At 65.8% G+C, this 13,881-nt stretch carries 14 protein-coding genes (1 of these 14 cut by a window edge); 4 read left to right on the top strand and 10 right to left on the bottom strand.

All coding sequences use genetic code 11. From position 1 onward, the window contains the following. Both ATE70_RS15910 and ATE70_RS15905 read right to left on the bottom strand, forming a co-directional pair. Window positions 1–125, bottom strand: the 5' portion of a protein-coding gene (locus ATE70_RS15910; protein WP_058538851.1) for a hypothetical protein. It extends 79 nt beyond the left edge of the window; only the first 125 of its 204 coding nucleotides appear in the window; it begins with the start codon at window positions 123–125; its stop codon lies beyond the left edge, outside the window. A gap of 164 nt (window positions 126–289) precedes the next feature. Then, window positions 290–715: a CBS domain-containing protein gene (locus ATE70_RS15905; RefSeq protein WP_058538850.1), complete on the bottom strand. Its 426-nt coding sequence runs from the start codon at window positions 713–715 to the stop codon at window positions 290–292. Window positions 716–838: 123 nt separating this feature from the next. Here ATE70_RS15905 and ATE70_RS15900 point away from each other — a divergent pair, with 123 nt between their 5' ends. Continuing rightward, window positions 839–1,147: a hypothetical protein gene (locus tag ATE70_RS15900; protein WP_037517312.1), complete on the top strand. Its 309-nt coding sequence runs from the start codon at window positions 839–841 to the stop codon at window positions 1,145–1,147. Next, window positions 1,137–1,529, top strand: coding sequence for an acyl-CoA thioesterase (locus tag ATE70_RS15895; RefSeq protein WP_058538849.1), 393 nt, complete (start codon window positions 1,137–1,139; stop codon window positions 1,527–1,529). The genes ATE70_RS15900 and ATE70_RS15895 overlap by 11 nt, the downstream gene beginning before the upstream one ends. A gap of 8 nt (window positions 1,530–1,537) precedes the next feature. Here ATE70_RS15895 and ATE70_RS15890 read toward each other — a convergent pair whose 3' ends face one another. The 6 genes from ATE70_RS15890 to hisS form a co-directional block, all read right to left on the bottom strand. Further along, a complete protein-coding gene (locus tag ATE70_RS15890) occupies window positions 1,538–3,124 on the bottom strand; it encodes a DUF4139 domain-containing protein (RefSeq protein ID WP_231732676.1) in 1,587 nt (528 codons plus the stop codon). 10 nt (window positions 3,125–3,134) lie between these two features. Next, window positions 3,135–4,520 carry a DUF4139 domain-containing protein gene (locus ATE70_RS15885; RefSeq protein ID WP_058538848.1) on the bottom strand — a complete coding sequence of 462 codons (1,386 nt, stop codon included), beginning with the start codon at window positions 4,518–4,520 and terminating at the stop codon, window positions 3,135–3,137. A gap of 76 nt (window positions 4,521–4,596) precedes the next feature. Next, window positions 4,597–5,508 carry a DUF4167 domain-containing protein gene (locus ATE70_RS15880; protein ID WP_231732675.1) on the bottom strand — a complete coding sequence of 304 codons (912 nt, stop codon included), beginning with the start codon at window positions 5,506–5,508 and terminating at the stop codon, window positions 4,597–4,599. A 274-nt stretch (window positions 5,509–5,782) separates the two neighbouring features. After that, window positions 5,783–6,607, bottom strand: a complete 825-nt coding sequence (gene prmC / locus ATE70_RS15875) for a peptide chain release factor N(5)-glutamine methyltransferase (RefSeq protein WP_058538846.1) — start codon at window positions 6,605–6,607, stop codon at window positions 5,783–5,785. Further along, a complete protein-coding gene (gene prfA, locus ATE70_RS15870) occupies window positions 6,600–7,667 on the bottom strand; it encodes a peptide chain release factor 1 (RefSeq protein ID WP_058538845.1) in 1,068 nt (355 codons plus the stop codon). The genes prmC and prfA overlap by 8 nt, the downstream gene beginning before the upstream one ends. Beyond that, window positions 7,667–8,920, bottom strand: coding sequence for a histidine--tRNA ligase (gene hisS, locus ATE70_RS15865; RefSeq protein ID WP_058538844.1), 1,254 nt, complete (start codon window positions 8,918–8,920; stop codon window positions 7,667–7,669). Before hisS ends, prfA begins: the two co-directional genes overlap by 1 nt. Before the next feature lie 93 nt (window positions 8,921–9,013). On the opposite strand from hisS, the gene ATE70_RS15860 reads away from it, so the two are divergent. Together ATE70_RS15860 and ppa are read left to right on the top strand one after the other, a co-directional pair. Continuing rightward, complete coding sequence (locus ATE70_RS15860) at window positions 9,014–10,942, top strand: M61 family metallopeptidase (protein WP_058538843.1); 1,929 nt, start codon at window positions 9,014–9,016, stop codon at window positions 10,940–10,942. 216 nt (window positions 10,943–11,158) lie between these two features. Further along, entirely contained in the window at window positions 11,159–11,695 is a 537-nt protein-coding gene (gene ppa / locus ATE70_RS15855; RefSeq protein ID WP_058538842.1) for an inorganic diphosphatase, read from the top strand. Here ppa and ATE70_RS15850 read toward each other — a convergent pair. Continuing rightward, a complete protein-coding gene (locus ATE70_RS15850; protein WP_058538841.1) occupies window positions 11,692–12,624 on the bottom strand; it encodes a mechanosensitive ion channel family protein in 933 nt (310 codons plus the stop codon). The genes ppa and ATE70_RS15850 overlap by 4 nt on opposite strands. A 4-nt stretch (window positions 12,625–12,628) precedes the next feature. Next, window positions 12,629–13,834, bottom strand: a complete 1,206-nt coding sequence (gene metC, locus ATE70_RS15845) for a cystathionine beta-lyase (RefSeq protein WP_058538840.1) — start codon at window positions 13,832–13,834, stop codon at window positions 12,629–12,631. Between the last annotated feature and the right edge of the window lie 47 nt (window positions 13,835–13,881).

The raw sequence follows: 13,881 nt of genomic DNA, 5'->3' as shown, positions 1-13,881 counted from the left end.
ATGACCGAATGGGTGATTCCGTTCCCCGCCGCCCCTCGCAGTCGCGGATTCGCATGCGCCGCGCGATTGATTCGATCGATTTGCTCGCGAATCTGGCGGACGTGGGCGCGGATACCGACGTTCAAAGGCCAATCCCGACGATTCGACTCATCTGGCGGCCGCCCAAGCGGATGGGTGGCTCCGCCGACCGCCGACGGGCGCTGTTATATGGCGCCCTATATATAGAAGAGAGAAAGGGGCGGCGGGGCTTGCGCTTGTCGCGCCCGCCGGGCCCGGCAGCGCGCCGCCGTTATGACGCTATATAGTCGCGCATCGCGGCAGCCTCGGCCTCGATCCGGTCGATACGATATTTGACGAGGTCGCCGATCGATATGAATCCGACGAGTCGGCCGCCATCGACCACCGGCAGGTGGCGAATGCGTTTCTGCGTCATCTGCGAGAGCGCCCCGATCACCGCCATGCTGGGATCGCAGGTCACCGGCGATTTGGTCATCACCTCGTCGAGGCTGCGGTCGAGTGTTTCGGGGCCATAGGAAGACAAGAGCCGCACGATGTCGCGTTCGGAAAAGATGCCGACGATCGAATCGCCCTCGACGACCGGCACCGCGCCGATTCGATTCTGCGCGAGCAGGTCGACCACCGTCCGCACCGTGTCGCCCGGCCCCGCCGAGATGATTGTCCCGGTCCGTCCATGAAGAATCGCTCCGATCGTCATAGGTGCCGCTCCCGTCTCTATCTGTTGCGGGGCGAGCCTAACATGATTCGCTTGGCGAACGAAACGCCCCGGTCCGCCGCGATGGCGCTTGGCCGCGGCGGCGGCTTGGTTCATGGAAGCACCATGGTCAAACGCTCTCCCCTCGACAATCGCGACACGTCGAATGTCGCCTGGGCGCGCTATCGCCGCCTGATGAAAGGCATGGCGCTGGTGTCGCTGCTCGCCGTGGTCGGCGCGCTCGGCTGGCTGCGATTTACCATGGGCGAGGCGCTCACCATTCATATGATCATCGCGACCGCGGCCGGCGTCGGCCTGTCGGTCATGCTCGGTGCGGCGCTGATGGGACTCGTCTTCCTGTCGAGCGGCAGCGGCCACGACGAATCGATCGAAGACCCTTTTGAAAACGACCCGGATATGAACAATGACCGATAACGATAAGCCCGACTGCCCGCGCGACCCGATCCTGCGCGTCGTCCCCCGCCCCGCCGACATCAACGCCAACGGCCATATCTTCGGCGGCTGGGTATTGAGCCAGATGGACATCGCCGGCGGCATCGTCGCCGGACGCGAAGCGCAGGGCGCGGTCGCAACCGTCGCGATCGAGACGATGGAATTCATCGCGCCTATCCTGCTGCGCGACATCATCTCGGTCTATGCGCACCTCGAGCGGCGCGGCCGCACCTCGATGGGCATACGAATCGAAGTGATCGCGACGCGCGACGGCGGCCGGACCGAGGAGCGCGTGACCGAGGGGCTCTTCACCTTCGTCGCGCTCGACGAGAATCACCGGCCGCGGGCACTGCCGCCGGTCTGAACGGCGAATCAGTCGCCCTTCATCTTTTGCCGGAAAGTCTGAACGAGGCTGTCGTTCGCGGGAACGCGCACGCGCCAGACCCAGTTGCTTCCCCGCCGTTCCCACCCTTCAGGCGTCGGGTCGAGCGCGAAGGGGATCAGCATCTCGACCTCCGCATCGAAGGGCCGGGCGTTGGTTATCTTGACCTGCCAGAGCTTATAATCCGGATCGGCGTCATTCTTCACAACGGTCAGATACTGCACCGCCGGACTTAGGCCGAGGTCATAATCGACGCGTTCGTCCTTTGCCTTGTCGCCGATCTTTGCCTCACCGACGAGCAGGCGTCGCCCGCCGATCGTCTCAAAAACCGTCACCGCACCGGCGGGCAGCGCGAGACCCAACCCGTCGGACTCGCGGTTCTGGACTCGCAATTGCATGGAGAGAGGCTGAAGCCGGTTCGCCATGAAATCATAAAGCGTCGCCGCATAAAGCTGCTCGACCGCAACCTTGTCCTTCGCGAGCAGTGCGACCTGCTTCTGCCCCTTTGCCGACACATCGACGCGAAAGGGGATGCGATAGAATTTGAGGTCGCCCAGATCCTCGGCCGGCGGCGGAGGCGGTGGAGGCGGCGCCGGGGCGGCCACCATCATCGGCGGTGGAGGCATCCCGCGCCGATCGCGGCGCTGCGCCGTCACGATCACCTCCGACGCCGCATCTTCATCATAGCTCTGCTCGAACTCGATAATCGGCGGCAGCTCCCACAAGGGATGCGTGCTTGTGATGTCCATCGGCCAGCATTTGAGCACCAGCGGCCCCGGCGTGCTGCGCGGCAGCGGCGGGCTGTACATCTTGTTGAGGCGGCCCGCGATCACGTTGAGCTGCGCGCCCGGGAAACTCGTCACCCCGCCGTTCGCGACGGTGATCCAGCCGGTCAGCCCCAGCGTCTTTCCGTCGGTGCCGCGGTCGGCGACATAATTGGCGGCCCAGTCGAACCCTTCGGCGAGATAGAGAAGCTGGACTTTCACCGTGCGGGCGGTGCGGCTTTCGAGAAGGACCGACAGCGTCGGCTTGGCCGAAAGATCCTTGGGCACGCGGGGATAGAGCATCCGCTCGGGCAGGCCCGAACAGGCGAGCGCCTCGACCCCGGCCGCGGTCTGGACGATGACCCCGCCGTTCGGCCCCGACTGGATCACCGCATCCTGCTCGACGACCTTCCCAGTCACGAGGCTGGTGCGCCGCAAGGTGACGCTGCGCTTGAGATAGGCATCGACGAGCCCCGCGGGCGACAGCAGCCGCGCATCGCGATTCTTTTCGACCACGCCATCGGGCAGGCCGCTGAGCACCGCAGTTTCGGGCAGCAACCCTTCAGCCACGCCTTCGAATCGCAGCACCGAGGTTCCCGCGGGCAAGGTGACGGTGCGCGTTTCGGTAATGAAGGCGAAGCCCTGCGGCCAGTTCGGGTCGATCGGCCCGCCGCCGCGCGACGGCGCGCGATAGACGGTGACCGCGGCATCGTCGATTTTGGCCGACACCGCGATCGGTACCGAAACCTGGGCAAGCGCGGGCATCGGCGCGAACAGCGCCGTGACCCACGTCAACAGGGGCCAGGCCCGCATCGCGTGGATCTCAGTAACGCGAATCGAATGCGACGGTCAGGTCGACCTTGCCGTTCGCGGGCACGGGCACCTGCCATTCGACGCGGTCGGCCGAAATGCGCTCGCCCTTCAGGCTTTCGTCGCTGATCCGGACGTCGCCATAGAGCCCGTCCTGCGCGAGCAGCACCGTGACCGGCGAAGGCCGCGCGTTGCTGACTATATATTTCATCTTGGTCACCCAGCGCGAATCGCCCTTGCGCGTGCGCGACACAACCGTCGGCTGCACCTTCACGTCGAAGGCATCGCCGGTGCGCAGCGACATCGCCGATCCCATCGGGGTGTGGTCGATGCGATTCTCGCCGATGAACTGCGGATCGCCGCGCGCGTCGCGCATATAGACGCGAATCGTGCCCGCGGGCAGCTGATCGCCGAGCCCGCCCTGCCGCGACGTCGAGAAACGCAGCACGCTCGCGGTGCTGACGGGCTCGTTGTTGCTGCCGAGCCAGCGATTGACATATTCATAGGTCGAGCGCGCGGGCGCCCCCTTCACGTCGAGGAAACTGACCTGCTTCTGCTGCGCGTTGGCGATCGTCGTGCGCTGCGCGAGCGGATAGAGATAATAGTCGCCGAGCCGTTCGCGGTCGTTCGATTCGGTGCCCGCCGAATCCATCGCGCCCGACATCTGGCGGAAACCGCCACCGCCGCCCGGACTGCCCGCGACGAGCAAGGTGCGTGCATTGCTGAAGGTTGTGCCCGTGCTGTTGGTCAGCGTCACCCAGCCCTGAATATCCATCGCGCCCTTTGCGGCGTCGAACAGCGCGACATAGTCGGCGGTCCAGCTGAGGTTCGGGGTGAGATAGGACAGCCGCGCCGGGACGGTTCCCGCATTGGCCGCGTCGACCGTCACCGACAGCGTCGGGCGCGCGCGCAGATTGGGCGGCAGCCGGTCGAACACCGCGCGCACCGGCAGGCCGTCGTCGCGCAGCACCTCGATCCGTTCGCCGATCTGAAGCACGATGCCGCCGTTCGCCGCGAGCACCTTCGCGCGCTCGGTGCGTTCGGCGCCGGTTGCGGGGTTGGTGCGGACGAGGGTGATCGACTGGCCGACCGCCTTGTCCATCAGCTTGTCGGGGGTGAGCAGGTCGAAATCGAAATTCTGTTCGACGATGCCGATACCGGGGCCCGAGAGCGTCACCGTCTCGGGGCGGATGCGCGCGGACACGTCGGGGAACTCGATGCGGTTGCGCCCGGCGGCGACGCTGAGCTGGCGGTCGTCCTGCACGAGTGACTGACCATTATTATAGATGGTGACCGCGACATCGCCCTGGGCGTTGCCGGTCGCCGCGTCCTGCGCGAAAAGGGCGGTCGACGTCCCGCCGACGAGCAGCGGCAAACAGGCCAAAGCCAACACGCGCATAAAAAACCTCCCCGCAGGATATCCCGCGGGGAGGCTATGTCATGCGAATCGGAAAAACCAGCGTGAAATCGCTGACTTATTCGGCCGCTTCGACGTCGGTGTTGCGCGTCGCCAGCGTGCGGCGCGTACGGCGCGGCTTGGCGGCGGGCGCTTCATCGGCGGCATCGCTTTCGGCGCTGCGTTCGGGGCGGCCGATCGCCGGCGGCAGAACGGCGGTGTCGATCCCGGCATCGCCATTGTCGGCGCTGTCTTCCTGACGCGGACGGCGCGCCGGGCGGCGCGCGGGACGCGGAGCGGGTTCCTGCTCGGCAATTTCTTCGCGTACGGGGGCTTCGCTGCGATCATTGCGGTCGCCCTGCGCTTCGTCCTCGTCGCGGTTGCGGACGGGACGCGCGCGGGCCGGCTGGCGGTTGCCGCGATTGTCATCGTCGCGGTTGCCGCGCGGTTCGCGATTGCCGCGATTGTCGTCGTCGCGGTCGCCGCGCGGTTCGCGGTTGCCGCGATTGTCGCGCTGGCCGCGGTCATTGCGATCGTTGCGGTCGCCCCGATCATTGCCGCGCTCGTTCCGCTCGCCGCGGTCGTCGCCATTGTCGCCGTCGTCGCGGCCGGTGTCGGCTTCGAAATCGCTGTCGGTATCGTCGTGGCCGTCGAAATCCTCGACGCCGCGAATCTCGCGGCTGCGGTCGTGGCTGCGTTCCTGTCCGTTCGCCGCGGCCTTTTCTTCCTGGCGGGCGCGGAAGTCGCTCACGACGCGGAAATAATGGTCGGCGAACTGCAGATAATATTCGGTCTGGACCCGGTCGCCGGCAAGCTGCGCGTCGCGCGCGAGGTTGCGGTATTTCTCGATCATCTGGGCGCCGTTGCCGCGCGCGCGGCTGTCGATGCGGTTGGCCTGGTCAACACCCCCGCGCCCACCCGACTGCGGCCGATTATTGTTGTTGCTGTTGTTGTTACGGCCGCGACGGCGACCGTTCTGTCGGTTGTTCATGTTCAACTGAGACATCCTGTCGATAAGCTAATAAGCTATGCCAACCCCTTTTGGCCGACCGCGCCACCTGCGCGTCGTGCCCGCGCTCCTTGCGCGGCCTTGCCCTTTACCGCTTGCACCGGACCCCACGGTCCCGCGCCAGCATCGTAAGTGGGAAGCAGACCAGCCGGACCAGTATCGATGCTGTCCGCATCGCCAAAGGGACCCCGATCAGGTCTGTAAGCCGCCCCTACCGCGCTTTGTAGCGGAAACCAAGCAAATTCTTGTGGGGCCGTCAGGCGCGGGTCAGCAAAAGCGCCCTGTCGCGGCCACCGAGATCCTGTCTGCAAGCGACCTTGAATCCCGCGGTTTCGGCGAGCTCACCAACCGAGATATGTTGTGTGTGCCCGATTTCAAGGGCCGCGAGACCCCCGGGCGCCAAAAGGCGCGGCAAATCGGGGATGATGCGGCGATAATCGTCGAGTCCATCGGCGCCCGCGAAAAGCGCGCTCGCGGGCTCGTGACCGGCGACGTCGGGCATCAGCGCTTCGGAATCGGCAATATAGGGCGGGTTGCAGAGGATGAGGTCGAACTGGCCGTCAAGGCCCGCGCTCCAATCGCCCGATCGAAATTCGCTGCGATCCGCCAAACCCAGCGCATCGGCATTGGCGCGCGCATAGACCAGCGCCGCGTCGCTCGCGTCGATCCCCAGCCCCGTCGCGCGGGGCCATTCGGCCAGCGCCGCGAGGAGGAGGGTTCCCGGGCCGGTGCCCAGATCGAGCACATGGCGCGGCGCGCGATCGCCGAAATGCTGGGTCGCCGCTTCGATCAACGTCTCGCTATCAGGCCGCGGGATCAGCGCGCCGGCGCCGACCGCCAGCCGAATCGTCCAGAAATCGCGATAGCCGACGATATAGGCGACCGGCTCGTACCGCAGGCGGCGTTCGATTAGCGCCGCGAAACCCTCGGGCACGGCAAAACGCGCGGGATCGAGCAGCAGCGCCTGCCGCTCGACGCCCAGCGCATGCGCCATCAAGAGTTCGGCATCGAGGCGCGGCGTATCGGACACCGCCGCCAGCCGCTGCGCCGCGTCGCGCAGCGCGGCCGCGACGTCAGTCACCCAATCCCGCCAGCCGCTGGGCCTGATCCTCGGCGATCAGCGCGTCGATCAGCTCGTCCATCGCGCCTTCGAGTATTTCGGGCAGGCGGTGGAGCGTCAGGTTAATGCGGTGATCGGTCACGCGCCCCTGCGGGAAATTATAGGTGCGGATGCGTTCGGAGCGGTCGCCCGACCCGACCATCAACTTGCGCGCCGACGCCTCGGCGCTGTGGATCTTCTCGCGCTCGAGGTCATAGAGCCGCGCACGCAGCACCTGCATCGCCTTGGCGCGATTCTTGTGCTGGCTACGCTGGTCCTGCTGGATGACGACGAGCCCCGACGGGATATGTGTGATGCGGATCGCCGAATCGGTCGTGTTGACGTGCTGGCCGCCCGCGCCCGATGCGCGATAGATGTCGATCTTGAGGTCGCTGTCGTTGATCGCGACATCGACCTCCTCGGCCTCGGGCAGCACCGCGACCGTCGCGGCGCTGGTGTGGATGCGCCCCTGGCTTTCGGTCGCGGGAACGCGCTGGACGCGGTGGACGCCGCTCTCGAACTTGAGCTTCGCGAACACGCCCTGCCCGGTTACCGACGCGACGACTTCCTTATACCCGCCGACCTCGGCCTCGTTCGCCGAAATGACTTCGACCTTCCAGCCCTGTCCGTCGGCGTAGCGGCTGTACATGCGCAGCAGATCGCCCGCGAACAGCGCCGCCTCGTCGCCACCGGTCCCGGCGCGGATTTCGAGCATCGCCGCGCGTTCGTCGGCAACGTCCTTGGGGAGCAATTTGATCGCGAGACCATGCTCGGCGGCGGGCAAAGCCTCTTCGACCGCGGCGAGTTCCTCGGCCGCCATCGCCTTCATCTCGGGATCGGCGAGCATTTCGTTCAGCGAGACGAGTTCGCCGCGCAGCCGCACAACCTCGCGCGCCGCGGTCGCGACGGGTTCGAGCTCGGCAAACTCCTTCGACGCCGCGACGAAATCGGCGGGTGCCATGTCGCCCGTCGCCATGCGCGCCTGCAACGCGGCGTGACGCTCGATGATCGCGTCGATCTGTCTTTCGGAAACGTTGGTCATCAGGCGATCGAAAGGAAGAAGGCATCCACGCGGGCCGCAATTTCGCTGCCGTCAGTCTTGCTTCGAGTAAAGCGTTGGCCATCTCGTACACCAACTGAAATCAGTGCGCGCGCGGGTATCTTAGCCGCCTTGTCGAATCGTTTGCGCGGCGAACCAGTCGCCACGATCTCCGACGAAAAGCCGCCAGCCCGAAGAGCCGCGAGTGCCTTAGTTGCGAACGCAAGCTCTGCGTCGTCCTCAACAGCGATCACGGCATCGAGCCGGGTGTCGATCACATCGTCCGCGAGCAACATCGCCAGCCGCTCGATCCCTGCTGCCCAGCCGACCGCCGGGGTCGGCGGTCCGCCAAGATTCTCGATCAGCCCGTCATAGCGTCCGCCGCCGAGCACGGTGCCCTGCGCGCCGAGCCGATCGGTGACGAATTCGAACGCGGTGTGGCGATAATAGTCGAGTCCGCGTACGAGCCGCGCATTGCGTTCCCACGCGACGCCCGCGGCGTCGAGGCCCGCGGTGACGGCACCGAAGAAATTCTGCGCCTCGCTCGTAAGGAACGCGTCGATATCGGGCGCGCTGTCGGCGATCGGGCGGTCCTTCGGATCTTTGCTGTCGAGGATGCGCAGCGGATTCTTGTCGAGCCGTGCGAGACTGTCTTCGGACAAATCGCCGCGGTGCGCTTCGAAATGCTCGACCAGCGCCGCGCGCCAACCGTCGCGGCTCGCCGCATCGCCGAGCGTATTGAGCGTCAGCGTAACGCCCTCGTTGATACCAAGCTCTTTCAGGAGCTGGTCGGCGAACACCAGCAGCTCGGCATCGGCCAGCGGGCTGTCGCTGCCGAGCACTTCGGCGTCGAGCTGGTGGAACTGGCGATAACGCCCCTTTTGCGGACGCTCATAACGGAATAGCGGGCCGTGCGTCGCGACCTTCAGCGGCGCGAATTGCTGCCAGCCGTTGGTGACATAGGCACGCGCGATGCCGGCGGTGAATTCGGGGCGCAATGTGATCGATTCGCCGCCGCGATCGTCGAACGAATACATTTCCTTCGACACGACGTCGGTGGTCTCGCCCAAGGAACGCGCAAACACCGCGGTGGGCTCGATCACCGGCACCTCGATGCGCTTGTATCCATAGAGGCGGCGCACGCGTTCGAACGTCTCGACGACGTGCGCGAAACGGTCGGCGAAATCGCCAAGCATGTCCTGGGTGCCGCGTACCGCCTGCGGGGTCGGGATTTTCGCGCTTTTGTCCTTGCTCATGGCCGGCGCATCTAATGGTTTTTCGTCGAAAGGCAAAGTGCGCTTGCAGAGCGGCCGCTGGACCTGTGCTTCATTTGGCGGCAGAGGTGCGGCATGAAAAAAGCACTGTTCGTCGCACCCGCCCTCTTTCTTCTCGTCGCCCCCGCTGCCTACGCCCAGGACGGCAACAGCCGCCCGCAGCCGGTCGTCCAGCCGCTGACGATCCCGCTGCCCGCCGACAAACCTTATCCGGGCATGATGCAGCTGAAGGTCGACGCGACCGACTTCGCGCGCGGCATCTTTCATGTGCGCCAGACGATTCCGGTCGCGAAGGCGGGCAAGCTGACCCTGCTCTATCCCGAATGGCTGCCCGGCAAGCACGCCCCGCGCGGCGCGATCGCCGAAATGGCGGGTTTCAAGGCCAGCGCAGGCGGCAAGCCGCTGGCCTGGACGCGCCAGCCGACCGACGTCTACGCTTTCGACGTCGACGTGCCCGCGGGCACGAAGAGCATCGACGTCACCTTCGACTTCCTGTCGCCGACGCGCACGAGCGAAGGCCGCGTCGTCGTCACCCCGGCGATGATGAACCTGCAATGGGAACAGGTCAGCCTCTATCCCGCGGGCTATTTCACCCGCGCGATCCCGGTGCAGCTCGAAGTCACGCTGCCCGACGGCTGGACCGGCGCCTCGGCGCTCGACGGGCTCAAGGTTTCGGGCAACCGCTACAGCTTCGCCCCGACCAATTATGAGGTGCTCGTCGACAGCCCGATGTTCGCGGGCAAATTTTTCCGCAAATGGGACCTCGGCAACAGAGTGACGCTCAACGTCGTCGCCGACGAAGCCAAATATCTCGAGGCGAGTCCCGACCATATCGCGCGACACGCCGCGCTCGTGTCCGAAGCCGTCGCGCTGTTCGGCATCCGTCATTTCGACCGCTATGAATTCCTGCTCGCGCTCACCGACGAACTCGGCGGCATCGGGCTCGAACATCATCGGTCGAGCGAGAACAGCCGCAACCCCGACTATTTCACCAAATGGAACGACAATGACAGCGAGCGCGGACTGCTGCCGCACGAGCTGACGCACAGCTGGAACGGCAAATACCGCCGCCCCGACAAGCTCTGGACCCCCGACTATCGCACCCCGATGCAGGGCAATCTGCTGTGGGTCTACGAAGGCCAGACGAGCTTCTGGGATCTGGTCCTCGCCGGCCGATCGGGGATGCAGTCGAAGGAAATGATCCTCGCCGAATGGGCGACCAACGCCGGTTACTACAGCGCCCAGCCGGGGCGCGAGTGGCGCCCGGTCGAGGACACGACGCTCGACCCGGTGATCGCCGCGCGCAAGCCCAAGCCCTTCTCCAGCTGGTCACGCAGCGAGGATTATTACAACGAAGGCTCGCTGATGTGGCTCGAGGCGGACATGCTGATCCGCCAGGCGACGAACAACGCGAAAAGCCTCGACGATTTCGCGCGCGCCTTTTTCGGCGGGCGCGAGGGCGATTTCGGGCAGGATACCTATGATTTCGACGATGTCGTCGCCGCGCTGAACGCCGTCCATCCTTATGACTGGGCGCGCTTCCTGCGCGAACGCATGCAGGCGAGCGGGCAGCCCGCCCCCACCGGCGGGATCGAACGCGCGGGATACCGCCTCGTCTGGCGCGACGCGCCCAACGTCTATGACCGCGACCGCATGGCGCAGGCGAAGAACACCGACCTCACCCATTCGCTCGGGATGACGATCGACAAGGACGGCGTCGCGACCGGCATTTTGTGGGACGGCGCGGCGTTCAAGGCGGACATCGTCAACGGCACGAAGATCGTCGCGGTCGACGGGCTGAGCTACAGCCGCGAGCGGATCGAGGCCGCGATTCGCGCCGCGACCGACGCCAAGACCCCGGTGCGGCTGCTCGTCGAGCGCGGCGGGCGCTATCGCAATATCGAGATCGACTATCATGGCGGGCTGCGCTGGCCGCATCTCGAAAAAACCGCGGCTGGTCCCGACTGGTTCGACCGGCTGCTGGCGGCGAAGCGCCAACTCTAAAATCCTCCCTGCCGCGCAGCGGTGGGGAGGAGGACCATGCGCAGCATGGATGGAGGGGCCGCGACGTTGCGCCACGGCCCCTCCGTCAGCGCTTCGCGCTGCCACCTTCCCATGCCTGCGGCACAGGGAGGAACTTGCACACCCTCCCCCCTCGACTTTTGGCTCTTTCCGGCGCTAAAGGCGCGCGCGATTCAAAAAAGCACAAAAGGATCTCCCATGCGCATCGACCTGATTCCCGCCGGCGACAGCCCGCCCGACAGCCTCAACGTCCTGATCGAAGTTCCGATCGGCGGCGAGCCGGTGAAATATGAATTCGACAAGGCGAGCGGCGCGCTGTTCGTCGACCGCTTCCTGCACACCCCGATGCGCTATCCCGCCAATTACGGCTTCGTCCCGCATACGCTGGGCGAGGACGGCGACCCGCTCGACGCCCTCGTCGTCGCGCGCTCGCCGATCGTCGCGGGCGCGGTGGTCAAGTGCCGCCCGATCGGCGTGCTGATGATGGAAGACGATGCCGGCGGCGACGAGAAACTGCTGTGCGTCCCGGTCAACAAGACCTTCCCCTATTATGCCGATGTCGCGAGCTACACCGACATGCCGCCGATCGTGCTGCAGCAGATCGAGCATTTCTTCACCCACTATAAGGATCTCGAACCCGGCAAATGGGCGAAGCTCAACGGCTGGGGCGATGAGAACGAGGCGAAGCGCATCATCGTCGAATGCATCGAGCGCGCGAAGAAGACCGGCTTCTAAATCTTGCTTGTGGGCGCCGGGCTATCATCCGGCGCCCCGATAATCCGCACATCCTGCCGCGGATAGGGGATGGCGATCCCCGCTTCCTTGAAGCGGTCCCATATCCCCAGGAACACCTCGCCCTGGATATTGCCGAGCCCCGCTTCAGGGTCCGAAATCCAGTAGCGCAGCTCGTGCTCGACCGCGCGTTCCCCGAATGCCGTGATCCACACCGCCGGTTCGGGCTCGTTCAAGATGCGCGGATTCGCCGTCGCGGTTTCCATGATCAGCCGCTGCGCGAGCCGCAAATCGCAGCCGTAACCGACCGGAACACGCATCCGCACGCGCACCTCGGGGCTCGCATAGCTCCAGTTCTCGACCGCCTGCGTCATCAACAATTCGTTCGGGATCAGATGCTTCTTGCCGTCGCGGGTGACGACATTGACCGCGCGCACCCCGATCTTCGCAACGCGGCCGACATTGGGCACCCCGCCGGGTAGCGCCGATCCGCCCATCGAGCTGCCGTCGCCGACGACGATGATGTCGCCCGGCTTGATCGACCGGTCCATCAGCAGGATGATCCCGGCGATCAGATTGCCGACGGTCTTTTGCAGCCCGAAACCGATCGCGAGGCCCGCCGCCCCCGAGAAGACCGCGAGCGCGGTGAGGTCGATGCCGAGCAGGTCGATGCCGAAGAGCAGCGCAAAGACGAACAGCGCGATCGCGATCAGCTTTTCGGCGAGCAGCCGCTGCGTCGCATCGATCTGGGTGTTGCGGCGGAGCAGCCATTTGATCGACCGCAGGATGATGCGGACCGCCAGATAAAGCAGCACCGCGACGACGATCGTCGAGAACAGCCCATAGAGCGACAGCCTGTACGAGCCGACATCGATGCCGATCGCCTTCAGCGCCTCGATCGTGCGGAGAAGGCCCCCGGACAGCCCGTCCATCGGCTTATCCCGCCATCGCGGCAAAGCCGCGTTCGAGGTCGGCGATCAGGTCGGCCGGATCCTCGAGCCCGATCGACAGGCGGACGAGCGGATCGGGATCGGTCCATATGGTCGCGGTGCGGATCGACGGCGGATCGCTCGGGACGACAAGGCTTTCATAGCCGCCCCAGCTGAAGCCGATGCCGAAATGGACAAGCGAATCGATGAAGCGCGTCCGCGCGGCTTCGTCGGCGCCCTTCAGCGTGAAGCCGAACAGCCCGCTCGTGCCGGCGAAATCGCGCGACCAGATCGCATGGCCGCGATCGCCGGGCCGCGCGGGGTGCAGCACACGGCCGACCTCGCTCCGCGCCGCGAGCCAGTTCGCGACCGCCAGCCCGTTCGCGCCGTGGCGCTGCATCCGCACGTCGAGCGTGCGCAGCCCGCGCAGCATCAGCGCGCAATCGTCGGGCGAAACCGCCTGGCCAAGCTGGTACGCCGCGCTGCGCAGCTTCGGCCAGATCCCCTTGGTCGCAGTGAGAGAGCCCATCATCGCGTCGCTGTGCCCGCCGACATATTTGGTGAGGCTCATCATCGTAACATCGACGCCGTGCGCCAGCGCCGGGAACAGCAAGGGCGTCGCCCAGGTGTTGTCGAGCATCGTCAGCACGCCGCGCGCCCGCGCGACACGCGTGATCGCGGGAATATCCTGCACCTCAAAGGTCAGGCTGCCCGGCGACTCGAGGAAGATCAGCTTCGTCTCAGGCCGAATCAGCTCGGCGATCCCCGCGCCGACGAGCGGGTCATAGTAGGTCGTCTCGATGCCGAGGCGCGCGAGCATGCCGTTGCAGAAGGCGCGTGTCGGTTCGTACGCGCTGTCGACCATCAGCAGGTGATCATCCGGCGACAGCAGCGCGAGCAGCCCCGCCGAATTGGCCGCGACCCCCGACGGATAGAGCAAGGTGCCCTCGGCCCCCGGCTCCATCTGCGTCAACGCATCGGCAAGCGCCCACACCGTCGGCGTCCCGCGCCGGCCGTAATAGAGCTTGTCGTGCGTCGCATGACCGCGCGCCTTCAGGTCGGCGATATTGTCGTAGAGGATCGTCGAGGCGCGCCACACCGGCGGATTGACGACGCCGCCGCCAAGCCGCGGGTCGCCGGTCCATTCGGGGCGCCGACCGCCCTGCACGAGTTTCGTCGCAGGGCGGAGGCTGTCATCGTCGCTTTTGCTCATCCCCGCCTTGTTAGCGGAGCACCGGCCAAAATCCAGTGGTGGCGAAA

The organism is Sphingopyxis sp. H053, assembly GCF_001468225.1.
GTDB lineage: Bacteria > Pseudomonadota > Alphaproteobacteria > Sphingomonadales > Sphingomonadaceae > Sphingopyxis.
The sequence above is the reverse complement of the archived record's forward strand: the minus strand, read 5'-3'. Positions and strand labels throughout refer to the sequence as shown.